The sequence below is a fragment of the Fibrobacter sp. UWB10 genome (genome assembly GCF_900182935.1).
Classification (GTDB): domain Bacteria; phylum Fibrobacterota; class Fibrobacteria; order Fibrobacterales; family Fibrobacteraceae; genus Fibrobacter; species Fibrobacter succinogenes_O.
The window spans coordinates 910714-937455 of sequence record NZ_FXUE01000001.1 but is presented as its reverse complement, the minus strand read 5'-3'; the positions used below and the strand labels follow the sequence as shown (position 1 = coordinate 937455).

21 protein-coding genes are annotated in these 26742 nt (G+C 50.4%); 10 read left to right on the top strand and 11 right to left on the bottom strand.

Annotation, left to right across the window (positions count from 1 at the left end; genetic code table 11):
* Positions 1-2: 2 nt before the first annotated feature.
* Positions 3-965 (top strand): FISUMP domain-containing protein, encoded by a 963-nt coding sequence (locus tag QOL41_RS03885; protein WP_283428731.1) that lies wholly within the window; start codon positions 3-5, stop codon positions 963-965.
* Here the strand turns inward: QOL41_RS03885 and QOL41_RS03880 are convergent.
* Positions 962-1876, bottom strand: a complete 915-nt coding sequence (locus QOL41_RS03880; protein WP_283428730.1) for a DMT family transporter — start codon at positions 1874-1876, stop codon at positions 962-964. The two genes, QOL41_RS03885 and QOL41_RS03880, sit on opposite strands and share 4 nt — an antisense overlap.
* A gap of 214 nt (positions 1877-2090) precedes the next feature.
* On the opposite strand from QOL41_RS03880, the gene QOL41_RS03875 reads away from it, so the two are divergent.
* Together QOL41_RS03875 and leuS are read left to right on the top strand one after the other, a co-directional pair.
* Positions 2091-3368, top strand: coding sequence for an O-acetylhomoserine aminocarboxypropyltransferase/cysteine synthase family protein (locus QOL41_RS03875; RefSeq protein WP_072800043.1), 1278 nt, complete (start codon positions 2091-2093; stop codon positions 3366-3368).
* A 471-nt stretch (positions 3369-3839) separates the two neighbouring features.
* A complete protein-coding gene (leuS, locus tag QOL41_RS03870) occupies positions 3840-6527 on the top strand; it encodes a leucine--tRNA ligase (RefSeq protein ID WP_283428729.1) in 2688 nt (895 codons plus the stop codon).
* Positions 6528-6626: 99 nt separating this feature from the next.
* Here the strand turns inward: leuS and QOL41_RS03865 are convergent, their stop codons facing one another.
* Positions 6627-7931 carry a nucleobase:cation symporter-2 family protein gene (locus QOL41_RS03865; protein WP_173654244.1) on the bottom strand — a complete coding sequence of 435 codons (1305 nt, stop codon included), beginning with the start codon at positions 7929-7931 and terminating at the stop codon, positions 6627-6629.
* A gap of 12 nt (positions 7932-7943) precedes the next feature.
* Positions 7944-8525, bottom strand: coding sequence for a xanthine phosphoribosyltransferase (locus tag QOL41_RS03860; RefSeq protein ID WP_283428728.1), 582 nt, complete (start codon positions 8523-8525; stop codon positions 7944-7946).
* Between the two features lie 90 nt (positions 8526-8615).
* Between QOL41_RS03860 and QOL41_RS03855 the strand changes: the two genes are divergently transcribed.
* The gene (locus QOL41_RS03855; protein WP_283428727.1) at positions 8616-9611 is read left to right on the top strand and encodes a bile acid:sodium symporter family protein; all 996 of its coding nucleotides are present in this window, start codon (positions 8616-8618) and stop codon (positions 9609-9611) included.
* Between the two features lie 51 nt (positions 9612-9662).
* Here QOL41_RS03855 and QOL41_RS03850 read toward each other — a convergent pair whose 3' ends face one another.
* The 4 genes from QOL41_RS03850 to pgi all read right to left on the bottom strand — a co-directional run bounded on the left by QOL41_RS03850 (position 9663) and on the right by pgi (position 16738).
* The gene (locus QOL41_RS03850) at positions 9663-11237 is read right to left on the bottom strand and encodes a glycosyl hydrolase family 8 (protein ID WP_283428726.1); all 1575 of its coding nucleotides are present in this window, start codon (positions 11235-11237) and stop codon (positions 9663-9665) included.
* Positions 11238-11329: 92 nt separating this feature from the next.
* Positions 11330-13477: an FISUMP domain-containing protein gene (locus QOL41_RS03845; RefSeq protein ID WP_283428725.1), complete on the bottom strand. Its 2148-nt coding sequence runs from the start codon at positions 13475-13477 to the stop codon at positions 11330-11332.
* Between the two features lie 12 nt (positions 13478-13489).
* On the bottom strand, positions 13490-14794 hold the full coding sequence (locus QOL41_RS03840) for a hypothetical protein (RefSeq protein ID WP_283428724.1): 1305 nt from the start codon (positions 14792-14794) through the stop codon (positions 13490-13492).
* Between the two features lie 279 nt (positions 14795-15073).
* Positions 15074-16738 (bottom strand): glucose-6-phosphate isomerase, encoded by a 1665-nt coding sequence (gene pgi, locus QOL41_RS03835; RefSeq protein ID WP_173654250.1) that lies wholly within the window; start codon positions 16736-16738, stop codon positions 15074-15076.
* Positions 16739-16813: 75 nt separating this feature from the next.
* Between pgi and QOL41_RS03830 the strand changes: the two genes are divergently transcribed.
* Both QOL41_RS03830 and QOL41_RS03825 read left to right on the top strand, forming a co-directional pair.
* Positions 16814-17377 carry an HD domain-containing protein gene (locus QOL41_RS03830; RefSeq protein WP_283428723.1) on the top strand — a complete coding sequence of 188 codons (564 nt, stop codon included), beginning with the start codon at positions 16814-16816 and terminating at the stop codon, positions 17375-17377.
* An 8-nt stretch (positions 17378-17385) separates the two neighbouring features.
* Complete coding sequence (locus QOL41_RS03825) at positions 17386-18492, top strand: GTP pyrophosphokinase (protein ID WP_283428722.1); 1107 nt, start codon at positions 17386-17388, stop codon at positions 18490-18492.
* Positions 18493-18656: 164 nt separating this feature from the next.
* Here the strand turns inward: QOL41_RS03825 and QOL41_RS03820 are convergent, their stop codons facing one another.
* Genes QOL41_RS03820 through QOL41_RS03810 form a run of 3 tightly spaced genes read right to left on the bottom strand, consistent with a single transcriptional unit; the run spans position 18657 to position 20312 of the window.
* Entirely contained in the window at positions 18657-19349 is a 693-nt protein-coding gene (locus QOL41_RS03820) for a Spy/CpxP family protein refolding chaperone (protein ID WP_283428721.1), read from the bottom strand.
* A gap of 4 nt (positions 19350-19353) precedes the next feature.
* Positions 19354-19710, bottom strand: a complete 357-nt coding sequence (locus tag QOL41_RS03815; RefSeq protein ID WP_173654253.1) for a hypothetical protein — start codon at positions 19708-19710, stop codon at positions 19354-19356.
* 2 nt (positions 19711-19712) lie between these two features.
* The gene (locus QOL41_RS03810) at positions 19713-20312 is read right to left on the bottom strand and encodes an RNA polymerase sigma factor (RefSeq protein WP_283428720.1); all 600 of its coding nucleotides are present in this window, start codon (positions 20310-20312) and stop codon (positions 19713-19715) included.
* A 62-nt stretch (positions 20313-20374) separates the two neighbouring features.
* On the opposite strand from QOL41_RS03810, the gene QOL41_RS03805 reads away from it, so the two are divergent.
* The 4 genes from QOL41_RS03805 to QOL41_RS03790 all read left to right on the top strand — a co-directional run bounded on the left by QOL41_RS03805 (position 20375) and on the right by QOL41_RS03790 (position 25803).
* Positions 20375-21907 (top strand): DUF1538 domain-containing protein, encoded by a 1533-nt coding sequence (locus QOL41_RS03805; RefSeq protein WP_283428719.1) that lies wholly within the window; start codon positions 20375-20377, stop codon positions 21905-21907.
* 8 nt (positions 21908-21915) lie between these two features.
* A complete protein-coding gene (locus QOL41_RS03800; protein WP_088626750.1) occupies positions 21916-22332 on the top strand; it encodes a hypothetical protein in 417 nt (138 codons plus the stop codon).
* Positions 22329-22730, top strand: coding sequence for a P-II family nitrogen regulator (locus QOL41_RS03795; RefSeq protein ID WP_173654255.1), 402 nt, complete (start codon positions 22329-22331; stop codon positions 22728-22730). The genes QOL41_RS03800 and QOL41_RS03795 overlap by 4 nt, the downstream gene beginning before the upstream one ends.
* Positions 22731-22809: 79 nt before the next feature.
* The gene (locus QOL41_RS03790) at positions 22810-25803 is read left to right on the top strand and encodes a spermine/spermidine synthase domain-containing protein (RefSeq protein ID WP_283428718.1); all 2994 of its coding nucleotides are present in this window, start codon (positions 22810-22812) and stop codon (positions 25801-25803) included.
* Positions 25804-25884: 81 nt separating this feature from the next.
* Here the strand turns inward: QOL41_RS03790 and QOL41_RS03785 are convergent, their stop codons facing one another.
* A complete protein-coding gene (locus tag QOL41_RS03785; RefSeq protein ID WP_173654257.1) occupies positions 25885-26685 on the bottom strand; it encodes an outer membrane beta-barrel protein in 801 nt (266 codons plus the stop codon).
* Positions 26686-26742 lie beyond the last annotated feature (57 nt).

Here is a 26742-nt window from a genome sequence, read left to right as displayed (position 1 = left end):
AAATGGATTTCAAGAAACTTTCTGCTGCCTCTGCAGCACTTGCTTTGGGGCTTGCGCTTGTCGCATGCGATTCGGATTCGTCTTCTGGCCCGCAAAGCGACCCGGTGCCGACAAACTCACAAGATAATACGCCTGCAAGTTCTGGCGATGTGGCGGGACCGCTTTCCTCTTCGTCTGCGGCATTGCCCGCGAGTTCTGCGACGCTCCCTACAAGTTCTGCCGCGAAGGAATGCTTCACGAATGGCATGGCAAACATTACCGTGCGCAATATGGAACGTAAATCGATTAGCTGCCCGAATAGCAACACAATATACGATTACGACTTGCAGATTCTATACAAGTGCGAAGGAGATGCGCTTATCGAAATCGACATGCCTCCTTGCGAAATCGATGAGCCTGAATCAAGTTCGTCCGTAACAGTCCCCGCTGTAGAATACGGCACGCTCTCTGATTCCCGCGACGGCAAGAGCTACAAGACTGTCATTATCGGCGGCAAGACTTGGATGGCCGAGAACTTGAACTTTGTGACGGATTCCAGCTTCTGCTATGATGACATTCCCGCAAACTGCACGAAGTATGGCCGCCTTTATCAAGAATTCGATGCCGAGGAGGCTTGCCCCGATGGCTGGTCGTTGCCCACAGAACGCGATTGGTGGGACTTGGTCAATGCGGCAAAGGATGAATTCGGCGACCAGAACGGTTCCCTGCGTGCGCTCGATGTTTGGGAAAATACGATTTTCGGAGACAATGTTGTCGCTACGAATGCAACTGGATTCTCTGCTGTTCCGGGTGGTTACCGCGCAAGTACCGGTCAATGCGATGGCGAAGGCACCAAGGCCTATTTCTGGGGAGTAAGTAGCAACACGCTTACATACGCTTGGATACTTTCGAACCAGTATGATTTGGATAGGGATTCGGGCCGCAAGGGCTATTTCGCCTATTCTATCCGCTGTATCAAGAATTAAGCCTTGCGCTTAAATTCCGCCAAAAGCATTCCCACAATAATGGCGGCGGCACCCACGATGGCTATAGGCGTAATGCGTTCGCCAAGAGCAATTGCAGCCGTAATCATGGTAATCAAGGGTGCTACATAGCCGTAGTTGCTCGCAAGAACTGTGCCGAGCTGTTTCAGCACATTGTTCCAAATAAGATATCCGAACAGGGAACAACATACTGTAAGGCACAAAAAGTTAAAAGCGACGACGGGTTCCATAAAGTTCTGCCACGGAATATCAAGCACTTTCGACACATCGCCTCGCGCTTCGATAAACAGGGCGGGAATAGACATCAGGGTGCCGTAGAAAAACATCTTGCGCGTAATGAACAGTGAATTGTATTTGCCGTTCAGCTGCTTCACGACTAGCGAATAGATTGCCCACATGACTCCGGCGCTGCAGGCGAGCAGATCACCCACGGGCGAAAGCTTCAAGACGAATTTGCCGTTTAGAACCACCAATACCATGCCAACGAATGTGACAAGACAGCCTAGAACTTGTCGCTTGCCGAGTCGTTCGCTTTTATAGAAAATGCTTCCGAGAATCAGAATGAGTAACGGGTTCGCGCAAATAATGAGCGCCACGTTGCTTGATGGCGAAAACGAAAGCGCCGTATTTTCGGTCCAAAAGTAAAGTGTACATCCGGTAATGCCACTGATGAACAGAATCAGTTCATGCTTCCAGTTCTGGCTGCGGAATTGCTTGTGACTTGCCGCCAAAAGGATCAAGTAGGTAATCGCAAAACGCAACGAGAAGATTTGCACTGCCGAAAAACCATGATTCAAGAGCACCTTCGTGCTTACGAAGCTCGTGCCCCAAAAGGTGATGGTAATAATGGCGAGCAAATGCCAAAAGGCGAGACTGTTGCGAGAGGGGATCATTGAACACAAAAATAGCTTTTTATGGTGTTTATTAGTGAAATTCTAGTTATAGTAAAAAACTATAGGTAGATATCGGAATTATGTATGCGGGTATTTGCATAAACGCATTGACAAGCAATAGTGATTTTCTATATTTACCTATATAAAAAATATGTAAGTCGGCGCAAAATGGGCTGCTGGCTATATTTAAAAGAGTTTTTAACAAGAGGCTAAAATGTCTAAAATCGAAACCTTGTGCATTCAGGGCGGCTGGCAGCCGAAAAACGGCGAACCGCGCGTGCTCCCCATCTATCAGAGCACTACTTTCAAGTACGAAACCACCAACGATATGGCCGACTTGTTCGACCTGAAGGCTTCGGGCTATTTCTACACCCGTCTGCAGAACCCGACCAACGACGCTGTCGCTAACAAGATTGCCGCTCTCGAAGGCGGTGTTGCTGCTATGCTCACGAGCTCTGGTCAGGCTGCTAACTTTTATGCCGTTTTCAATATCTGCGAATCCGGCGACCACTTTATCAGCACTTCCGCTATTTACGGCGGTACGAGCAACCTCTTCAGCGTTACCATGAAGAAGCTCGGTATCGAATGCACGTTCGTTGACCAGGATGCCTCTGACGAAGAAATCGAAAAGGCTTTCCGCCCGAACACCAAGTGCGTTTTCGGCGAAACCGTTGCAAACCCGGCTGGTAAGGTGCTTGACCTCAAGCGTTTTGCTGACCTTGCTCACAAGCACGGTGTTCCGATGATTGTCGACAATACCTTCCCGACTCCGATTCTCTGCCGTCCGATTGAATTCGGCGTGGACATCGTGACGCATTCTACCACCAAGTACATGGACGGCCATGCTATGGCTGTGGGTGGCTGCATTGTGGATAGCGGCAACTTCGACTGGGAAGCAAACCACGACCGTTTCAAGGGCCTCACTGAACCGGATCCGAGCTATCACGGCCTCGCTTACACGAAGGCTTTCGGCAAGGGTGCTTTCATTACGAAGGCTACGGCTCAGCTCATGCGCGATTTTGGCTCCATTCAGTCGCCGCAGAACGCTTTCCTCCTGAACGTGGGTCTTGAAACCTTGCACCTCCGCATGCCGCGCCACTGCGAAAACGCTCTCGCTTGCGCCAAGTTCCTCAAGAATCACCCGAAGGTTGCTTGGGTTAACTACGCTGGCCTCGAAGGCGATAAGTACTATGAACTCGCTCAGAAGCAGTTTAAGGGCGGTCTCCCGTGCGGCGTTCTCACGTTCGGCATCAAGGGTGGTCGTGAAAAGTCTATCCAGTTCATGGATAGCCTCAAGATGATTTGCATCGTGACTCACGTGGCTGACGCTCGTAGCTGCGTGCTGCACCCGGCAAGCCACACTCACCGTCAGCTTAGCGACGAACAGTTGATTGAAGCTGGTGTTGCACCTGATTTGATCCGTTTCAGCGTCGGTATCGAAAATGTCGAAGACATTATTGCCGACTTGACTCAGGCTCTCGACAAAGTGTAATAGCTGATTTAGACGAAAAAAGTCCCTAGTGTGCTAGGGACTTTTTTCTTTTGTCTAGAATTTCTTTTAAATTGAGCAAATCTCAAAAAAAATTTTTATTTGTACAAAAAAAGTGAAATTTTTAATTTGTGCGAAAAATAGAGTCTTGAAAAAGGCTAGACAAAGTGTAAGTTTTTTGTATAAAATAAATTCTAGGGTACCCCTTGAAAAGGGGTACCCTTTATTGTAATTTTGTTTACAAGTTTTGAGGGTTAGGAGTCCATCAAACACCTCGGGAGGTCCTGCTGCGCAAGTGGTGGGGCCTCCTTTTTTAGTATAAGAAAGCCGTTAAATGGGCGTCTTTTGCCGTGTGGATGTGTAAACGATGTGTAAGAAATTCTATCTTTACCCCCGAAAAATTATAGAGCTATGAGGTATGGGCTCGGCGACCTCAAACCTCATACCTTGCAGCTCCTACTAGAGGTATAAAAAATGGCTAAGTATAATCCGCAAGAGATCGAAACCAAGTGGCAAGCCTACTGGGAAGAACATCAGACTTTCAAGACGGGCACCGATAAGTCCAAGCCCAAGTATTACTGCCTGGACATGTTCCCGTACCCGAGTGGCGCAGGCCTCCATGTGGGCCACCCCGAAGGTTACACCGCAACGGACATCATCTGCCGCTACAAGCGCAGCCGCGGTTTCAATGTGTTGCACCCGATGGGTTGGGACGCTTTCGGCCTCCCTGCCGAACAGTACGCCATCCAGACCGGTACGCATCCGGCCATTACCACCAAGAAGAACTGCGACAATTTCCGCCGCCAGATCAAGCGCCTTGGCCTCAGCTACGACTGGAACAAGGAAGTCAACACCACCGACCCCAAGTATTACAAGTGGACGCAGTGGATTTTCAAGCGCCTTTACGGCACCTGGTTCGATGAAGACCAGCAGAAGGGCCGCCCCATCGAAGAACTCCCGATTCCTGCCGACGTGGAAGCAAAGGGCAAGGAAGAAGTCCGCAAGTACAAGGATTCTAAGCGCCTCGCTTACTACGCCGACGCTCAGGTGTGGTGGTGCAAGCACTGCAAGATTGTTTGCGCTAACGAAGAAGTTTTGAACGATGGTTCTCACGAAAAGTGCGGCACCAAGGAAGTGGAACGCCGTAACCTCAAGCAGTGGCTCATGCGTATTCCTCTGTATGGCGACCGCTTGCTGAAGGGCCTCGACAAGCTCGATTGGCCGCAGGGCGTGAAGGACATGCAGAAGAACTGGATTGGCAAGAGCTTCGGTGCCGAAGTGGATTTTGCCATTGCCGACGCTAACGGCAAGCCGACCGAAAAGAAACTCCGCGTCTACACAACCCGTTGCGATACGTTGTTCGGTGCAACCTACATGGTGGTGGCTCCGGAACACGCTATGGTGCCGGAACTTACGACTGCTGAACAGAAGGCTGCTGTAGAAGCCTACGTACACGCCGCCGCTTTGAAGAGCGACCTCGACCGTACGGAACTTGCCAAGGAAAAGACCGGTGTGTTCACTGGTTCTTATGCCGTGAACCCGCTTACCGGCACGAAGATTCCGGTGTGGGTTGCTGACTATGTTTTGACGGGCTATGGCACTGGCGCTATCATGGCTGTGCCGGCTCACGATACTCGCGACTTTGACTTTGCAAAGAAGTTCAACCTCCCGGTTATCTGCATTATGGAACCGGATGCAAGTTGCCCCGAAGATGTTCGCCCGAAGGTTCTCGCTGGCGAAGCTTGCTGGGCTGCCGACGGCACCTACATCAATAGCGAAAATGCAACGCTCTGCCTGAACGGTCTCAACAAGAAGCAGGGTATCGCCAAGGTGATCGAATGGCTCGAAGCCAACAAGATTGGTAAGGCCACGGTGAACTACAAGCTTCGCGACTGGCTCTTCAGCCGTCAGCGTTACTGGGGCGAACCGTTCCCGATTATCCACTGGGAAGATGGCGAAATCTCTACCGTCGATGATGCCGAACTTCCGGTGCTCTTGCCGGAACTCAAGGACTACAAGCCGGGTGACGGCGGTCAGTCTCCGCTCGCCAACGCTACCGAATGGCTCCAGGTCGTCGATAAGAACGGCCGCAAGGGTATCCGCGAAACGAACACCATGCCGCAGTGGGCTGGTTCTTGCTGGTATTACCTCCGCTACATCGACGCTTGCAACGGCGATGCATTTGTGGCAAAGGAACTTGAAAAGTACTGGATGCCGGTTGACCTCTATGTGGGTGGTGCCGAACACGCCGTGCTTCACTTGCTCTACAGCCGTTTCTGGCACAAGGTCTTGTTTGACCTCGGCCTCGTCTCTACCGACGAACCGTTCCAGAAACTCTTCAACCAGGGCATGATTCTCGCCTTCGCTTACGAAGACGCCGCTGGCTCCAAGGTCCCGACCGACGAAGTCGAAGAAAAGAACGGCAAGTTCTTCAAGAAGGGTACCGACATCGAGCTCAAGCAGATCGTGGCGAAGATGAGTAAGTCCCTCAAGAACGTGGTGAACCCCGATGACGTCGTGCGCGACTATGGTGCTGACAGTCTTCGTTTGTACGAAATGTTCATGGGCCCGCTGGACGCCGTGAAGCCGTGGCAGACCAAGGGCATCGAAGGTATGAACCGCTTCCTCGGCCGCGCTTGGCGCTCCGTGGTGGGCGATGACGATGCTGCTCCGGTTTACGTTGACGAAACCGCTCCGGAAGCTATCGAAAAGGTGATGCACCAGACCGTCATCAAGGTCACGAGCGACATCGAGAACATGAGCTTCAACACCGCGATTAGCCAGCTGATGATCTTCAACAACGAAATGATGAAGATGGACAAGCGCTACCGCGAACCGTGCGAAACGTTCGTCAAGCTCTTGCACCCGTTTGCCCCGCATATCGCCGAAGAAATGTGGAGCATCCTCGGACACAACGAATCGCTCACGAACGTCGCCTGGCCCGAAGCCGACCACTCCAAGGCCGTGGAAAACACCGTCGAAGTCGTGTTCCAGGTGAACGGCAAGGTCCGCGCCAAGGCAAGTGTCGCCAAGGACATGGACAAGGCCGCCCTGGAAAAACTCGCCATGGAAAATGATCGTATGAAGGAATTCATGAACGGCAAGACTGTCGTGAAGTCCATCGTCGTTCCGGGCAAGCTCGTGAACATCGTGGTGAAGTAGCCGCAAGCTACTGCGCCGAAGTCGAAGGATCTAAAAAAATCCTGTCTCCTTAAAAAGAGACAGGATTTTTTGTTTAAATGGGAAGATTGCTTCTTAAGCTTACTTCTCTTCTTTCTCTTTGGGCAATACCAAGTTCAAGACGACGGCGAGAATGAATACCACGGCGACGCAGTTTTCGGCGAAGATGGTCTGAATAATCTGCGGGAAAATTTGGAACATCTTAGATGCCGAAGTGAATCCGAGGCCGGTGCTTAAGGACAAACTGACGATAATCATGTTGCGCTGCGAGAATCCGCTTTTAGCAATCATGCCGAATCCGGCGAAGAGAATGGAACCGAACATCATAATGGTGCAACCACCGAGAACTGCTTGCGGAATGGTTGTGAGGAGCGTGCCTATGGGCGGAAAGAGACCGCCAAGAAGCATGATGCCTGCGCTTGTGGCGATGGCGAAACGGTTCACTACGCCAGAGAGTGAGGCGAGGCCTACGTTCTGACTAAACGATGTAATCGGAGTGCAGCCGAAAAGTCCGGAGATGGTGCTAACAAAGCCGTCGCAGCTGATGGCGCCACCCATTTCAACTTTGTGAATTTGACGCTTGAGGGCGCCGCTGCAAAGGGCGCTAGAATCGCCGACGGTTTCTGTGGCGGACACAAGATAGATAGCGATAACGGACAGGATTGCGCCTAAATTAAATTCCGGAGTGAATGGGAGAAATTGGGGGAGCGCGACAATGCCGTTGCTCGTGAGCCCAGAGAAATCAACCATTCCCATGCAGAGCGCGAGAATGTAGCCAACAATAAGGCCTACCAGCACAGAGAGCGAACGGAGGAATCCCTTGGCGAAAACTTGCGTGAGTAAGCAGGTGAGGAGCGTGACGCTACCGACAATCCAGTTCTGTGCAGAGCCGAAGTCTGCTGCACCCTGGCCGCCGGCAAATGAGTTTGCACCGATGGGCAAGAGTGAAAATCCGATGGAGGTCACGACGGTGGCGGCAACAATGTGCGGAATCAACTTAAGCCAGTATTTTGCGCAGAGACCGAGTAACCCTTCGACAATGCCGCCGACGATAACGGCGCCCATGAGGGTGCCCATGCCTTGCGACGTGCCGATAGAAATGGAAACGGAGAGGAACGTAAAGCTGATGCCCATGACGATGGGGAGCCTAGAGCCGATTTTCCAGATGGGGTAAAGTTGCACGAGGGTGCCGATACTTGCAATAATCATGCAATTCTGGATTAGCGAGGCAGTAAGGCCCTTCTCGATTCCGACGACATTTGCGAGAATGATAATCGGCGTAATGTTGCTCACGAACATGGCGAGAACGTGTTGCAAACCGAAGGGAATTGCCTGCAAAAGGGGAACGCGTCCGTCAAGCTGATAAATGTTGTTCGAAGTTTTCATGGCGGGCCTCGATTACTGTTCGCGGAACTTGATGAATCCGGTTTCAGCGTCCATGCTGTCGACGATGGCAATGGATTCCAGGCGTATGCCTGCGGCGCGGAGTTTTGCGCCACCGGGTTGCATGCCCTTTTCAATAGCGATGCCAACGCCGACGAGTTCGGCGCCTGCTTGCTTTACAAGGTCAATGAGCGCCTTACTTGCTTCGCCGTCTGCCAAGAAGTCGTCGACAATCAAGATTTTATCGGTCGGCTTGAGGTATGGGCGCGATACGAAAATATCGTTGAACTTTTTGTGCGTGAAAGAATATGCCTTGGCGACGTATTTGTCGTCGGTGCTGTTGACGGTTTGGCCTTTCTTGGCGAATACCACCGGAACATCGTTTAGGTATGCAATGAATGCCGCGATGGCGATTCCGCTTGCTTCGATGGTGAGCACCTTGTTGAATTCCACGTCAGCAAAGCGACGTTTGAATTCTTCGCCAATCTTTTGCATCAGGCGAATGTCAATCTGGTGGTTTAAGAAACTGTCAACCTTAAGAACGTTGCCGGGTTTGACAACACCATCGGCAAGGATTTTCTGCTCAAGAAAGTTCATGTGAAAAATCTAGCAAAATACCCATTTTTAGCAAGGATTTGAATTTCTTACATAATTGCCCGTTTGAACGGGTATTTTTATATTTAAAGCATGTTTAAGGTAATTAAGGCTTTTTGCTGTCTGCTTTCTAACTACGCTTCCCCCTTTGTTATCGCAAGCGCAGTAGTCGCATTCTTCGTTCCGGTCGCTTTCGGCTGGGTTCACGGGAATGTATCTTCCATCATTCTCGGTGTCATCATGTTGAGCATGGGTCTCACGATTTCGACAGACGATGTCCGCAACCTGATGAAACAGCCGCTCCATATTTTGCTTGGTGCGGTTGCGCAGTACACGATTATGCCGTTTGTCGCTTTCGGGCTTTCGAAGGTGTTCGGGCTGGATCCGTATCTGGCTGTGGGTATTATTTTGGTAGGATGCTGCCCGGGCGGTGTTTCGAGTAACGTCATGAGTTTCTTGGCCCGCGGCGATGTGACTTATTCGGTGAGCATGACCATGGTCAGCACGCTCCTTGCTCCTATCATGACGCCGCTGCTTGTGCTGTGGCTTGCCGACACAAGCATTGACGTGAATGCGAAAGGGATGTTCCTGAATATTCTTTATGTGACGATTGCGCCGATTACCATCGGGTTCCTTTGCAACTACTTCTTGGGCAAGCGCGCCGTATTTAAAGAAATCCAGTCGAATATGCCTGCAGTGAGCGTGATTGGCCTGATGATGATTGTGGGCGGTGTCGTTGTGACGGTGCGTCCGCAATTGTTTGCAAATGGCCTCGGCCTGATTTTCTTGGTGCTTGCAGTGGTGTTCTGCCACAATGCGCTGGGCTATGTGCTTGGCTACAGCGTGGGTAAACTCTTCAAGTTCAATACCGCCAAGAAGCGGACCATCGCTATCGAAGTCGGTGTGCAGAATGCAGGCATGGCAACGGTGCTTGCCATGGCATTCTTTGCGAACCCTGAAAATGTGGCGAGGAACCCAGCTGCCGTTCTTTGCATGGTGCCCTGCGCCTTGAGCTGCGCTTACCATTCCATCAGCGGAACGGTACTCGCGAATATCTTCGCTTGGCGCGACAAGAAAAAGGAAAAATAGAACCGTGGCAAAACCACGGTTCTATTCAAAGAGAGATTTCTGAAAAACCTTTTAACGGACTGCGACTTTTCGCATGTAGCTCGTTCCCTTGGAACGGGCTTTTATAATATAGACGCCTTGGTTGCCCTTTTGCCACAAGAAATTGGAGCCGCGGGCTTCTGCAATTTTGTGTCCGTTCATGTCGTAAAGGCTCCATTCAGCGACTTCGGGAAGCGTGAACAGAATGGCGTTCCCCATATGGGTTAAACGGATGTCTGCGCTTGCTTTGATTCGGCTGTGAGCAATTCCGATTACGGGTTTGGTCAATGAAGACGAATCGCCCGCAGTTGCTGCCTTGGGATTGTCGATGGCGTCAATCACGTTCATGAAAGTTCCGCTCATCATAGAGGCACCAAACCAAGCGAGGAACTGGTCAAAGTACATTTCGTTGTGGAGTGTGTCTTCGATTCCACCGGTGGGGTCTACGGCATTTCCAAAGAAATCTCCGCCTTCGTAGAATTTACCGAGTTCTTCACTGAAGGCGATACGGTCTGCAGATTCGCCTACGGCAAGCGCTGCGGTTGACCACATACCAACGGTCAAGTGGCTGTGTTCGCGGCGGTAACGCCAAGTGCTTTCGTTCTTGCTGTCATTAAAATCGGTCCAAATGTCGTCAGCTGGCAAAAGTTCGCCCGCTTTTTCAATCTGGTAGAAGTTCGAAGCTGCGGCTCCGCCTTTGCTGTTAATGAAGGCGAGCGAATTCTTGAGGAAGTCCTTGGCGCGCGATTCATCGAACCATACGGCGTCAATTGCCACTCGCCACAAGATACGGATAGCGTCTTTGAAGAAGGCGCGGCTGTTAAAGTAGGCATTGTAGCCGAGGCTTCCGGCCCAATTGCCATCGGGGCGCATCCAGTCAGGAATCAAGCCCATGCTGTAGCCGGGGCTTTTTGACAAAATCTCATAAGTCTTGTCGACAACCATGTTCCAGCGATCGCCATTGCTGTCAAACTTGGCGAAAATCTTGTACCATGCGGGTGAGAAATAGCCGGGGTTCACAAAATTGTCGCCGCCCCAGCCTGCGCCCGGTGCCAAAATTCCGCTGCTGGTAATCTGCTGGGAACTCCACATGCAATCAAGAATTTTCTTGGCGTGGTCGGCGTAGCCGTAATTAAACTTTGTCGATGTGTAAGGTTGCCATTTGCCGGCGGAAACGAGCTTGTCCGCAAAAATCAGGGCGAGCGCAACGTCTTCTTCAGCGTCGGTGGCGGCGCCTTCGCCGCTAATGTTTCCGTCGGGTCCCATTTGCCAGTTGTAATAGCAACCGTCCCACATCTTTTCGTTGGCGGCGTCCCAAATGCTGTTGAAATGCTCCTGGTCGTTGGCATACAAGGCGACCAACATGCCGTATCCGACGGCTTCGCTCACGGCATCGCCCGGCGTTTCACTCTTGGGGCGGTGAATGAGCCCTTTGCCTGCGGAATAGGGATTGATGTTCCTGCGCACAAGTCCTTGCCAGGTGCTGTCGAGGGCTGCCTTCCAGTACGATTCGTCAACCTTCGGTTGTGCGTTGGGGAGATCTAGCACTGCAAAGGAACTGCTGAATGCTCCGGCAATGCAAAGGGGTAAAATCTTTGATAGCTTCATAACATCTCCAGAATGTTCAAACTCCCCTTTGCAAATATATATAAAAAAGCGCAGTTGAGAAAACTGCGCTCCTTTTGTGTGATTTCAATCTCTTAGTCTTTAATGCACCTTACGCTGCAGCTGAGGTACTGCTTTTGCTTGGTGAGGATAAAATCTCCGCTGTTGTCGCTACTAAGCCTGTAAACGTAAGCGGTTGAGTCTGCATCGGAATGGTTTTGGCTGCACAAGTTGGTGCTAGAACGCCATCCGTTATAGTTGCCATTAAGATTACGGCTTCCGGCAAAATAAAGCGAGAATCCGAGCAAGTCTTCGCCGGGCCTGAAATTATTGGTCTGGAAAATCTGGGTGTCCCTCTTGTTCTTGAACCAAGTCTTTCCAAATTTTTCGAGCTTTTCGAATTCTTCGTTAGTGGGAATGCGGAATCCTTCAGGGCAAATGTTATCTACCTGCGCGTTTTCGCCGAGGATTACATCCCAGCGGTACAGGCGTCCGAAGTTGTTGCAGTTTGCGAGACTGTCTTCGGGGCACCAGCTAGAATCAATCGCCAGGTTCATGTTTTCCGAAAGCCAAATCTGGTCGCCAATGCCGATGGTCCCGTAAACGGTTCCGTCGCGTTCGTCTTCTACAGTGCCGGTGACCAAGGAATCGCTTGCGAATCTCCAAGAGAAGCCGTTGCAGTTATAAATAGAATTCTGGTATGTGTAATAGCCCTTGTGTTCTGCGTGGCAACCGTGCCCCATAATCATGTCGAATTCGTTTGCTACGGCCACGTCGCCTTTGTAACAGTAGTAATAGATGGTCGTGTCGATTTGGCCTTTATGGAACGATTCTTCGTCTTCGCCACAGGAAATCAGTTTTGCTTCTTTATCAAGCAAGGTTTCTTCTTTCGGCTCATCAGGTTCTGTCGGCATGATTACGGTGTATTTGCCTTCGTAGCAAAGAACCTGTACGGTAGAATCGATGAGGCTCGGGCGTCTTGTGTAGGCGGAGTCGCAATCGATTCCCTGCGAGTAATATTGTTCTTTGGTTGCCGTGTTCCAGAATAACTGATAGCCTAAATCCTCGCATATTCTGTAGGGCATAGAATAGAAACCAACTAATGAATCACTTGTTATTATGACTTTTCCTAGGATTGAGGTAACGCAGGCTATGCCGTTTTGTATGCTGGGCGAAATCCATTTGCCTTGAATAGAATCGTAGGCGTAACTAAAAAAGTCATCTGCGTTTCCGGGTCTTATTTCTCCATCGTAGCCAGGTTCCCAGCCGTAGGTGTTAGAGAAATAAATGCTAGGTATATGCCAACCATATTCTTCGCTGCACAAGAACGCTTCTTTGAAGTTTTCGCTGCTGGAATCCGCATTGACTTTTACGGAATCGATGTTTTTGCTGTCGCATATTCCAAAGCCGTAGATTAGGCCGTAAATACGCGACCCGATTTTCCGTTCGGGCTTGGGTTCTTCATTATTGTACAGGTATCCGAAGAATCGGGCTGCATAGTCGGCGAATATGAGTTTAAGGCTGTCTTTTTCCCATTTGCCGGTCTCTTCGAATAGGCTTTCAAGGCCGGTATGGTAATAGATGTTGCCGATAGAGAATGCCTTTACGATATTCTGGGTTAGGGAATCTTTATCGTTACGAGAAATTTGATTTGAAAGTTTGATATCGAATGTCTCGCCGAGAAGATCACTCAAGACTTCTTGCTGGGCTTTTCTTTCTGCAGAATCTGCTGGGAGCCCGTCCTTCATGAGCTTCAGGATTCTTTTGCTTTCGAACAAGGTGAGCAAATTGACGTAGGCTGTATCTATTCTGCTCAGGTCTATAAAACTCATTTCGGGAACGGTGTTGGAAGTTCTTTTTTCGACTTTCAAGAGAGCGTATGGCGATTGCAATTTTAAGTTCTTGAATAAAAAGTCGCAAGAGTCGCATTCTGCCTTGACCATGAATTCGCGACCTGTAAGATCCAGCGCCGAATTCAATTCGAGTATGGATGCTTCGGTCCATTTTGAGTGTGCGGTGATTAGTGTGAACTTGTCCTTTTTAAACAGCGTTATTGAATCTGCGGTTGGAAGCGAATCGGAGGTTGCCAAGGAATCAGATTTAGAATCCTTTTCGTCTTTGCCCTTTTCATCGTTCTGTGTAGGTTCGTTTGTGGGTTCGTTTTGCGGTTCACTTGAAGAATCTTCGCCACAGCCCGCCAGGAGGCCGCCTACCAAAAGAATACCTGTGATCAATCTTTTCATCGTGTCCCCCAATTAATTTGTATGCCCGACAGAAACAATGTGTTCATCGCATTCGGTCATTTCTTTATCTCGCCAGTAGTTTCCGTCGCAGTAGTAACACTTTTTGCCACTCTTGCCGTAAAGACCGCGGGTGCCATCGACGCAGGCGAGATTAAGGCCTGTTTCGATGTTGTCGGCTTTTCTCCACATGTATTCACCCTGGAAAGTACCCCAGTAGTAATAAACATCTTCACAGTAAGGAGCTGGGTTCAGGTGCCCGGCAATCGTATCACCTTCAAAAGTCCTTAAGGCAATTTTATCGAGTGTGCCGCAATTTCCGGAGCTTTGTTCCCACTTGGTAGAGTCACAATACATTAAGCTGTATGCGTGGCTGCTGAATGCGGGGGATTTGATTTCGTTTTGGTTTTCGGCGGTGCATTCACCAAGAGCGTATTTTGCAACCCAAACTTGGTTGAGGTATTTCTTGGCGTCAGTGATGATAAAGTGGTAGCCGTATTTTCTAGAATTCTCCGTAATTTTCCAACAGTCTTTGTCGTTGGCGGCGCTGTATGCCTGTTTCCATAATCCTGACGTAACGGAATCGTTTAGAACCTCATGGTCAAGCATTTGGTCAAAGTATTTGTCTTCATGGATATAAGCTTCGGCAAGAATGGTGGCGCCTAACAGGTAATAGCTTTCGCTTTGCTCTGTTACCAAGTTCAGTTTGTTGAATTCTGTATGCAACGTATCAAGCATTAAGAGCGCAGAAATTTCGGATTGAAGCGTAGACATGGCGGAATCGAATGAATAGCCTTTGTCCATATAGCGAGGGAGGCGCTTGGCTTGCATTTGCGTTAAAACGTTCAGGTTGATCGTGTCGCCTTTGCGAACGTCTGCGTAGGTTTCGATTGATCCTAAGAAATTGCTTCCGTTATAGGAAGATTCGTAGCAAACGGAATTGAACTTGCCTAAGACTTCGATATGGACGTAAGGTTGAGTCAGCTTGACATCAGGAAAGATAAATGCGCCTAAAGTGTCTGCGATGACTGAACGGTGGACGATACCGGTTTGCGCAAGGGTGCTGTCTAATTCGCGCAGCACGATTTCGCTCCCGATAAAGTATTGGCCTCGGTTGGCGTAACCGAAAATGGTGTGCGTTGTTTCGACTGTAGCTGCTGAATCAGGCGTGCTTGTGGTGGAATCGGCAGAAGCTTTGTCTGTAGAATCAGCCTTAGAAGCTGTTGTTGTGTCGGGAGCAGGTTCTTCTTTGATTGGCTCGGTCGAGGTAATGGTTTTGGTCTCGTCGTCGCCGCAGGAACATAGGAAAAAACCTGCCATCGAAAAAGCAGCTAATACAGAAATAATTCGCGGGGTAAATGTTTTGCATGCAAACATGGCAAGCAATCTCCTTTCTTGATAACCCAATGTAAAAATTATAACAAATTACAAGAAAAATGCTAGGGGCGAATACATAAAAAAGACCGCGACTTTTATGTCGCGGCCTTACATACCGTTCGCTCGATGTCCAAGGATGATCCTTTGGACTCTCGCTCACTCTCCCCTCAACGACTCGTTAATACTTGTCGTCTCGGGTCACGGCTAGTGCTTTGCTTCAGCTTACTTCTGGTGAGCCTTGAACCAGCGGATAAGACCGTTGGTGGAGCTGTCGTGGTTGAGTTCGGCATCGGCCTTGGCAAGTTCCGGGAGGATCTTCTTGGCGAGCTGCTTACCGAGTTCAACACCCCACTGGTCGTAGCTGTTGATGTTCCAGATCACGCCCTGCGTGAAGATCTTGTGTTCGTACATGGCGATGAGGGCGCCGAGCGTTTCCGGAGAAACGTAATCCATCATGATGGAGTTGGTCGGCTTGTTGCCTTCGAACACCTTGTGCGGGGCGAGGAATGCGATTTCTTCTTCGGACTTACCGTCCTTGCGGAGTTCTTCCTGAGCCTGGGCGAGGGTCTTGCCGTTCATCAAGGCTTCGGGCTGTGCAAAGAAGTTAGAGAGGAGTTTCTGGTGATGGTCGCCGACCTTGTTGTGGCTGTTTGCCGGGGCGATGAAGTCGCAAGGAATCATCTTGGTGCCCTGGTGGATCAGCTGGTAGAAGGCGTGCTGGCCGTTCGTACCCGGTTCGCCCCAAAGGATCGGACCAGTCTGGTAGTTCACGCGCTTGGAATCGCGATCAACGGTCTTACCGTTGGATTCCATGTCGGCCTGCTGGAAGTAGGCTGCGAGGCGGTGCAGGTACTGGTCGTACGGGAGCATGGCGTAGCTAGAAGCGCCAAAGAAGTTGTTGTACCACACGCCGATGAGGGCGAGGATAACCGGGAGGTTCTTGTCGACCGGAGCAGTCTTGAAATGCTGATCCATTTCGTAGGCGCCCTGGTGGAGCTTCATGTAGTTGTCGAAACCGATGCGGAGAGCAATGGAAAGACCGATTGCAGACCACAGGGAGTAACGGCCACCCACCCAGTTCCAGAATTCGAACATGTTGGCGGTGTCGATACCGAAGGCAGACACGGCTTCGGTGTTGGTGGACAGAGCCACGAAGTGCTTGGCGATGGACTTTTCGTCGCCATTGAAAGCCTTGAGAACTGCAGCCTTAGCAGTTTCGGCGTTGGTCATGGTTTCAAGAGTGGTGAAGGTCTTGGAAGCAACGATGAAGAGCGTTTCTTCGATGTTCACCTTCTTGAGGGTTTCGGCCATGTGAGTGCCGTCGATGTTAGAAACGAAGTAGACTTCCGGAGAGTATTCGCCAGCAGCCGGCTTTTCAGCATACGGCTTGAGGGCTTCAGTCACCATCACCGGACCGAGGTCGGAACCGCCGATACCGATGTTCACCACGTACTTGATGGACTTGCCGGTGTGGCCCTTCCACTTGCCGGTACGTACGAGCTTGGTGAATTCTTCCATGTGCTTGAGCACGGCGCGAACTTCGGGCATCACGTCCTTGCCGTCGACGCAGATCGGATCGTTACCCTTGTAGCGCAGAGCGGTATGGAGCACGGCGCGCTTTTCGGTGGTGTTAATCTTTTCGCCAGCAAAGTACTTCTTGCGCATGTCTTCGAAACCGGCAGACTTCAGGAGGTCCTGGAGCTTGGCCATGGTTTCGTCAGTGATGATGTTCTTGGAGTAGTCCAGGAAAAGGCCGCAGGCTTCGGCGCTGAACTTGTCGGCACGAGCCGGGTCCTTTGCGAAGAGTTCCTTCATGTGCCAGGTCTTGGCGACTTCGGCGTGGGCTTCAAGTGCCTTCCATTCCGTAGAATCAGTCAGTTTCGACATAGATTAATCCTTTCCGCTGCGCGGGTATTTGTTGCGAGGGTAAATTTAGAAAAATTTTTATATACATTTAGTGTCATGGATACTTCAATTCTCGACAAAGCGATTGTTTTTGCAGTCAAGGCTCACCAGGGGGCGGAACGCAAGGGGAAGGCGTTCCCCTACATTGTTCACCCGATGGAAGCGGTCTCGATTGCTGCCACCATGACCAACGACCAGGAACTTTTGGCCGCTGCAGTGTTGCACGATACGGTAGAAGATACCAACGTGACGCTCAAGGATGTCGAACGCGAATTCGGCAAGCGCATTGCAGAACTTGTGGAGGCAGAATCCGACATTGAATTTGAAGGCAAGAGCCGTCAGGAAAGTTGGCGCCTGCGTAAAGAAGAAGCGATTGAACGCCTCTCGACGGCAACGAACGATGTCAAAATTGTAGCGCTTGCAGATAAATTAAGCAATATCCGTGCTATCTATCGCGACTACCAAGCGATTGGCGACAAGGTGTGGGACTTGTTCTGCGTCAAAGACAAGGCTTCGCACGAATGGCATTTCCGCGGGCTTGCACGTGCTCTTGCTAGCCTCAAGGGAACATTCGCTTACGATGAGTTCACTGAAACCATCGACAAGGTTTTCAAGAAGTAAGGTGAGTCATGGACGCAGAAAAGAAGGACTATCGTCTACCGCCTAAAGAAACCTTGATTCTAGAAGAATATCACGAACAGCATATCGTTTTTGAAAAGCTTTTGCGGGTAGTCAAGCGCATTCTTCGCGAAAGTATCGAAGAAAATAAAATCTACATCAACGCCATCGAAGGTCGCGTTAAGGCCGAAGACAGCCTTGCGGGCAAACTCGAACGCAAGTCGGGCAAGTACAATTCTCTTTCAGACTTGACGGATATTCTAGGCGTTCGCGTCATTACGTTCTACAGCGATGAAGTCGATAAAGTAGCCGCCCTTGTGGGCCGCCTTTTCGAAATCGATTGGGAAAATAGTATCGATAAGCGCAAGATGCACGAGATTGACAGTTTCGGCTATAATTCGCTGCATTACATTTGCCGCTTGCCCAAAGAAAAATATTTTGATCCCGACTATCCGCAAATGAACGAGGTCCGTTTTGAAGTGCAGATGCGTACGGCCTTACAGCATGTGTGGGCGGTGCTGGATCACGATACGGGTTACAAGTCCGGCTTCGAAGTTCCCAAGGAATACCTGCGCAACTTGAACCGCTTGGCGGGAATGCTGGAATTGATTGACGAACAATTCTGCTTGATTCGTTCAGGCATCAACGATTACCGCCGCCATGTGCAATCCCTGGTGAGTTCGGGTTGTTTTGACGAAGTCGAACTCAACGGTGATTCCTTCGGAAACTATCTGGAATTGCGTCCGTTCGATATGTTAAACAAGCGTATCGCCTCCATCAATCAGGCCGAAATCCACGAGACATCGCTGACGCGATTTTTGAGCGTATTCGCTTCGTTTGGATTCAAGACGCTGGGTGATATCGACAGGCTTATCAAGAGAAATACCGAAGATGCCTACCAGCTTGCGGTATTCCAGTTGGCAAATACGGACCTCGATATCATTAACTCTTCGCTCGGCGTTATTTCGCTTTGCGCGGTCCATGTGCTTAAGCAGGGTGGTGGCGTGTTTGAACTGACTAGGTTCCTGGAAACATTCAACGGCGTGTCGGCCAGTAACAAGCACCGCGCCGAAGGCATTTTCCGAGTCGCGCAGAATCTCTCGTTTATGAAGAAATGACACGAACGTGTCATCCTGAGCGAGTGTAACGAGTCGATATATGAAACTTGGCTCTTTAGAGCCATAGTTGAATTAGGTTCGTAGGAGCAGGATCTCTAGCTGAAATAAAGAAAAGTCCTCGACAGCGATGCCGAGGACTTTTTGCTTTTTGAGGGAGTCAAATTTTAGTTAGCCGGAGGCGGAGGAGGCGGGTTGCCGTGCGGGCCGTGGTGCGGTCCTTTCCTATGCCCACGGAAGTTCTTCATCTGTTCCTTATGGAAGGCAGTGAACTTTTCGAACTGTTCGGCTGTCAAGATTTTGCCGAGGGCAGCCATTCCATTAATGCGGTGTTCGAGCAAAGCCTTGTCGGCGTCAAGCACCTTTGCCTTGGCGGCATCGATGTTTGCGGCATCTTTGCTTTCAAGGGCGGCGCCCAGAGCCTTTTCGGCTTCGTGCTTGTTCTTGCGGAGTTCCTTGAAAATGGAATCACCCTTCACACGGTTAGCTTCGATGGCGGCCTTCTGTTCCGGCGTTACCTGCAGCAGAGAATCAATTGCTTCAAAGTTCGGGCCTTTGAATTTCGGGCCGGGACCCTTGTCAAAGTCACCGTGCGGGCCTTCATGCGGACCTTTATGGCCGTGCTTGGCGCAGTTCGGGCAATGGCAGGGCTGTCCGTTCTTTTCGCAAGAGCAGGGCAGACCCTTGGTGCAGTCGCAGGGGGCGTTCATGGCGCTGTGTTCGCAAGGGGCGCCTTTTTTACAACAAGACATACCCATGCCGCTACAGCAACAGCCTCCAATATGGAGGTTTCCTAGGAAAAATCCCAGGGCGAGGGCAAGAATCGCAATGCTTGCCGCGAAGAGCTTGTTTCCGTTCATAGAGTTACTCCTTTATTAAATAGCTAAAGCCAACAGTTTCTTCCAAAGTTTCGAATTCGTCGCTTGCCGAATTGCCGAGGCTTTCATACCAGCTCAAAACTTCGGACGGTGCGGAATTGTTGATCGAAACATATTCGGCGGAAGAATTTTCTTGTTCGATATCGCTGGTGAAAGACGGCAAAACCGCAGTCAGGCTCACAAGCACAAAACTTGCAGCCAGTGGAATAGCGCTGTACCAGCTCTTGATAGAGATAATCTTGCTCTTTGCGTTTTCGGCGTCGAGGCGGGCGCAAACTTTGTCCCACGAGTCTGCCCGAGGAGTGAGCCGCTCCATTTTCGAAAAGTCAATTTTAGTAGACATGGTTAAGCTCCTTTTTTTGCGTTTTCTTTGCGTTCGTTCAAGTAGTTGCGAACAAAAGCTCTTGCGCGACTGAGGCGTGCCTTGATGGTACCTTCGGGCTTCTTGTAAATTTCCGCCAGGTCTTTCACGTCTAAGTCTTCGGCATCTTTGAGCCAGAGCATGCTTCGCGTTTCGGCGTTGAGCGCGTTCAGGCCCATTTCTAAAAGTTCCGGATCGAAATCGCTCGTGTCAAAGCCCTCGATTTTGCCGAGAGCGTCTTCTACGATGACGTCTATGTGTTCTTCTTCGAGTTCGCGGTGGCGCTTTTGTGCCCTGAGCTTCATAAGACATTCGTTGACGGTGAGCCTGTAAAGCCACGTTGCCAGTGCCGATTGCCCCTGAAAACCCTGAATTTTCTTTGGAATCTGCACAAAAATGTCCATCATAATGTCTTCGGCCTCGTCGCGGTCTTTCAGCATTCGGAATGCCAAATTCAGCACATTCGCGCTTTGCGCCTGCCAAAGTAGGCTTAACGCTTCGCGGCTGCCGCTCTTAAGGTGTTGAAGAATCACTTTTTCGTCCATTGTACCCTTTAGATGCCCCGAAAGTTGCATTGGTTGCATGTTTTTTAGAAAAATAATTATAAAAATCTGCGTTTTCTTGCGTTTTTCTATATTTCCCGCAAATGTTTAAGATTTTGCTGGACAAGTTGAAAGAGGCGTTTGGCTCGGTCTTGCCGGTTACGCTGATTGTACTTGCGGTGTCATGCACACCGCTGGTGACGCTGTCCTTTAAGCAACTTGCTGTTTTTTCGATTTGTGCGATTTTCTTGATTGTGGGCATTGGGCTTTTTAACCTGGGTGCCGACCTTGCCATGACCCCGATGGGCGAACATGTGGGGTCGGGTCTTACCAAATCCAGGCGCCTGCAGCTGCTTGTTTCGGTGTGCTTTGTGATGGGTGTGCTCATTACGGTTGCAGAACCCGATTTGTCAGTGCTTGCCGAACAGGTGCGTGCGGCGGTGGAACCGACACTCTTGATTACGACAATTGGCGTTGGCGTGGGTTGCTTTTTGGCGCTTTCGATTATCAAGATTGTATTTAAACGCGATCTTTCGACGATTATTATCTTCTTTTACTTGATGCTTTTCATGTTTGGCATGCTCATGCTTTCCTTCGGGAAGGACATGTTCGTGCCGTTGGCTTTTGATTCGGGTGGCGTGACCACGGGCCCGATTACGGTTCCCTTCATTATGGCACTCGGTGTGGGTGTGGCTGGGGCTATTGGCGGTAAAAGCGCGAATGAAAACAGCTTCGGCCTGATTGCGCTTTGCTCGGTGGGCCCGATTATTGCGCTCATGGGGCTCGTGATTTTTTCGAAGGGCGATTTGACGTACCAGCTTTCGGAGTCGGCGTATTCGATTGACGCAAGTCTCGGTATGAACTTTTTGCCGGTCATTTTAGGCGTTGCAAAAGAAGTGCTTGTGGCGCTTGGCTTGATTGTGGTGTTCTTTATGCTGCTCCAGATTACAGTGCTTCGCCTTTCTTGGGCCAAAATTATCCCGATGGCGTTCGGCATTGTGTACACGTTTGTGGGCCTGGTAGTTTTCTTGACGGCGGTAGCGGTCGGATTCATGCCGATTGGTTTTGAATTGGGCAAGCAACTGGGTGCCATGCCACGTGCGCTTGTGGTGGCTGGTTTTGTGCTTGGCCTGGTGGTGGTGCTTGCAGAACCTGCGGTGCATGTGTTGAACAAGCAGGTCGAAGAGGTAACGGGTGGCTTGGTGACCAAGCGCTCGATGCTGATTGCACTTTCAGTGGGTGTGGGAATTTCGATTGGCCTTTCGATGATTCGCATTATTGTCGGGTTCCCGATTATTTATTACCTGATTCCGGGTTACTTTATTTCGCTTGGACTTTCGTTCTTTGTGCCTAAGCTTTATACCGCGATTGCGTTTGACTCGGGTGGCGTGGCGAGCGGTCCGTTGACTTCTAGCTTTATTCTGCCCTTGGCGATTGGTGCATGCGCGGGCCTGCGTGACGGAGGCGATTCCATTTTGAATTATGCTTTCGGTATTGTCGCGATGGTCGCGATGACGCCCTTGATTACTATACAGGTGCTCGGTTTCAGGGCTACCGTTTCGACGGCGCTCCGTAACCGCATGATGATGCGTCGCATTCAGGATGCCGACGACGAACAGATTATCGACTTTATGTAGGGGGCGCCATGGATGTAGAAAAGAAAATAAGAAACAGGGTGTTGCGCGGGAGCACGCGTGCCAAGGTTTCCATGAACCGCCTCAAGATTTTGATTACGGTGGTGAGCCGTGCCAAGGCGGACTTTTACATGGACCACATCCAGTCTTTTGGCGTGAACATGCAGATGGTGCTGTTTGGCCAAGGTACTGCTCCGCGTGAAATTGCAACAGCCATGGGCCTTGCCGATTCGGACCGCGCCGTGATTATCAGCATTATTGGCGAGAACAATCTGCGCGCAGCTCTTGACAGCCTTGCCGAGAAGTTCAATACGATTGTGGGCGGCAAGGGTATTGCCTATACGATTCCGATGGCAAGCATTATTGGCAAGTCCATTTTTAACTTTTTAAGCGACAACCGCGATGCGGTACGGAGAAACGAAAAATGAGCGGATTCAATCACGAAGTCATCTTTTGCATTGTGAATACCGGATTCTCTGAAACCGTGATGGAAGCGGCGAAAGATGCCGGTGCCCGCGGCGGTACGATTCTGAATGCCCGCGGTACGGCGAACAAGGAAGCCGAGTCGTTTTTCCATATCGCGATTCAGCCTGAAAAGGAAATCGTGATGATTTTGGTGGATGCCAAGATCAAGGATGCCGTTTTACACGCCCTTTACCAGAAGGCGGGGCTTGACACCATGGGCCAGGGAATCGCATTTTCGCTCCCGGTCGATAATGTGGTAGGCCTTACCCCGTGGAAGGCCGAAATCAAGGCTGCCGAGGCTGCAGCCGAAAAAGCGGCAGAAAAAGCCGAAGTCGCCGTCGAAAAAGCTGAAAAGAAGTAAAAAACGCGTTTGTTCAAGTTATACGACCAAACTAAATACTTCCTACTTCCTACTGTCTACTTCTTACTATAATTAGGATATGAATATCCTAGTCTATTTCCTGTTTGCCCTGTCCGGGTTTGCGGGCCTGATTTACGAAGGCTCGTGGGCTCGTTACCTTAAACTCTTCTTGGGGCATTCTAGCTACGGCCAAGTGCTCACGCTCTGCATTTACATGGGCGGCCTTGCCATAGGTAGCTTTATTGCAGGCAAGATGGTCGAGAAAACCAAGCGCCCGCTCTTGGGATACGGCTTGGTGGAATTGGCTATCGGTATTGGCGGTGTTGCGTACCACCCGCTGTACATTTGGCTTACGGGAATATTCTACGATTCTGCATGGACGGCTTCGCTGACGCCGCGCGGTGCAGAAATTGCGAAGGTCGTGCTTGCCACGGGTTCGACGCTCCCGATTGCGATTGCGGTCGGTATGACATTTCCCTTTATTGCAGCGGGACTTATGCGCAAGAGTGGCGCCGAAGTTTCGCTCCCGATGCTTTACTTTACCAACAGCTTGGGCTCTGCCATCGGTATTCTGGCGACAAGCTACCTGTTGATTCCTGAAATCGGTAACCACGCTACCTTGTGCGTGGCCGCCTCTATCAACTTCTTGCTGGCTGCGGTGTTTAGCTTTATCGGCATTGCGACTTCGCCTGTGCCGCCTAAAGATGACGATGCGCCCGAAGTTCATGACGAAGACTACGTGGCCGAACACAAGCTTGCCATGCCGCCGAAGAACACTTGGTTCTGGATTGCGGCGATTACTGGCCTTACTTCGTTTGTCTATGAAATTGTCTGGATTCGTTTGCTGTCGCTGTTGTTGGGTTCTTCGAGCCATAGCTTTGACCAGATGCTTTCGGCCTTCATCTTGGGCCTTGCGCTTGGTTCTGCGGTAAGCGGCAAGCTGCTTAAGAAAGACAGCTTGATTGTGCTTTCGATGGCGCAGATTTTCATGGCTTTCTTTGCACTTTGCACGCTGTACTTCCATCAGCCCTTCTGGGGCATGATGAATGAGGCAAACCAGATTTTCAATCCGACCTCTGACGGTTACGTTTGCTGGAGCCTGTTCAAGTATGCGCTTTCGATGTTGTGGATGATTCCCACGAGTTTCTTTGCAGGCATGACGCTCCCGCTGATTACCTTGATTCTGACTCGCGCCTTCAAGAGCGAAGCCCCGATTGGTAAGGTCTACGGTTGGAATACGCTGGGCTCTATCATTGGTTCTGCAGGCGGTGGACTTGTGCTGTTGCCGGTTCTGCAGCTCAAGGGCGCACTTGTGACGGCTGCATTGCTTGACTTTGCAATTGGTTTCTTGCTGCTGGTGATTTACCGCAAGCGTTTCCGCTACAGCGTGATGTTCTACATCATGGTGTGCGTGATGATTATGCCGGCTATCTTTGTGAAGTTCGATCCGTCGCTCATTACGTCTGGCGTGTTCCGCAGTTACAAGAACATGCACCCGAATGAAAAAATTCAAGTGATTGATGGAAAGACGGCAACGATTAGCTTCCACGAATCGCCGGTGCATTACTACGTGAAGACGAACGGTAAGGCCGATGCGAGCATGAGCAAGGACCGCGAATCTCCGATTTCAAGCGATGAACTGACGCAGGCCGCAACCGCCTTCATGCCGATGGCTGTGAAGACGGAACCGTACGACGCCGCCATGGTGGGCTTCGGTAGCGGCATGGGCGCGCATTACTTGCTCGCTGACCCGTTGCTCAAGGACTTTGACTGCGTAGAAATCGAGCAAGCCATGATGGATTTGGCGAAGGGCTTTTATCCGTGGAACTACCGCGGCTATGACGACCCGCGCATCCATATCTATATTGACGACGCGACCACGTTCTTCCATACGAACCGCCGTCAGTACGATATGATTATCAGCGTGCCCAGCAACCCGTGGGTGAGTGGCGTGGCAGGACTCTTCGCTCATGAGTTCTATGCCAAGATGCGCCGCTACATGAAACCGGGTGCCCTCTGGGTGCAGTGGATTCAGACTTATGAATTCAACGACCTGATGTTCCTGAATATTCTGAAGGCGCTCGATACGGTGTTCCCGTACGTGAGCTTGTACAAGTCGACCGATGAACCTGATATCATCATGATTGCAAGTGACCAGCCGGTATTCCAGAAAGGCATTGGGCGTTTCTCGACTGATACAGCACTTGTGGCTGAATTCAACCGCATTCACCGCGATCCGGAATTCTTTGGCGAAAGGAACTTCCTGTTCACGAACAAGATGCTGAAGTCGCTGCTCGAAGGCGTGAAGCCGAATAGCCTGTTCATTCCGATGGTTGACAACAAGGCCGAAGAAGCCCGCTTCGTTCATTCCGAAGCGCACATTGTGAATGTGTTCGACAGTTGCGAAGTCTGCTGGCAACAGTACTTGGATCCCGAAGACTATGCGCTTCGCCGCCCCGCCCGCGTGAAGGCGATGCTTGCTGAACCGAAGGACGATTTCAAGAAAACGTCGTTGCTCTCTTACATGCAAGAACTTGAAGCGGCTGCGGCCAAGGATTCGTTCTCTCGCGTGCTTGTCAAGGTCGATACGATTGTCCAGGGCGACAGCATTATCTTGGATAGCGTCGTGTCTGAAAATCCGCGCCTGGCCGCGCTTGAAACCTCTATCGGTTACCAGAAGTTCCGCGAAAACTATGTCGAATGGATTCGTGCCATTCCGATGGAAGCCCGCGACTCTGACGAAGTTTATAACAGGGTAGGCGAGCTTGTTGCTAAGAATGCTTTCCCGCGTAGCTTTGCCGATGAGTTCAATATTCTAGAAGCTGCCCGCGAGGGGATCTACAAGCAGGCTGCACTACTGATAGCGGACTTCTTTGACCATTACGAAATCAACGAAATGGGTGACATATTCCTGCGCAACTGCATCGTGATTTCGCTCCTTGCTGGCGAACCGGAACTTGCCGATGTCATCTACAAGAATGCAATCCAGAAGAACGAAGACTTCTTCGCGGTTGAAAAGCGCCTGATTGAACGCGAAATCCAGCGCGCACGCGGCATCAAGCAAAAGAAGTAGAGAATCTTGGGCATGCAAATGCCCTAAACAAAAACGCCCTGAACTTTAAAGTTCAGGGCTGCTTTTTTTATTAAGCTTTTTTTAGAACATGAAGTTGATACCGAGAGTGGTATAGAACGTGTTGAGCGAAGAATCATAGAAGGCTTCTTCTGCAACAAGCGTCTTGTTCAAGAGGCTCGTAAAGCACTGCACCACGCGGATGTTCACGCTGACCCAACGAGTAAGCATATAGCCGATGTCTAAAGCGCCGCCCACTTCCATACCGGAGGTTGCGACCGTATTTTCGCGTTTGCCACCGCTAGTATTGAATTCAGACGAACCGTTCAACTTAAGGCCCATGTTCACGCCGAGGCCCACATAAAAGCCGTAGTCTTCAAAGGTGTAGCGGAAAATAATCGGGATTTCGAACATGAAGATATCGATGCTGGCTTCGTTGGTGTAGGCATCCATGTCCTGTTCGTAAGAGTAATGTCTGTAGTTGAAGGTGAGTTCGGGAACAAGGCTCAAGTTCTTGATCATGAAGTTCATCTTGAGCAAGAGGCCGCCACCGCCCTGGTAACCAATCTTCCAACCGTCGGAATTTTCGCCCAAGAAGGTGTTGATACCACCCTGAACGCGAATGCCGAGCAACACGGCACGCTGGAATCCTTCGTTTCTTAGGCGGTTGATTTCGGATTTTTTAGTAGTTTCCGCTTTATAACGGGCGTAGGCACTTGCGTATTCTTCGTCGTTAGCAAATTCGCTATCCGCAGAGCCTTCGTAAGTCGAATTCTCATTAGAAGAACTAACCCAACCGTCGTCATCGGAATTATCTTGAGCCATGGCAGGCACAGAAAATGCCAGCGCCATGGCGAAAATTACACTCAATCTCTTTAAATCCATAGCCTAATTATAATAAATGAGCATGTGAACACCGGCTATAAAATAAATTCAACGTGT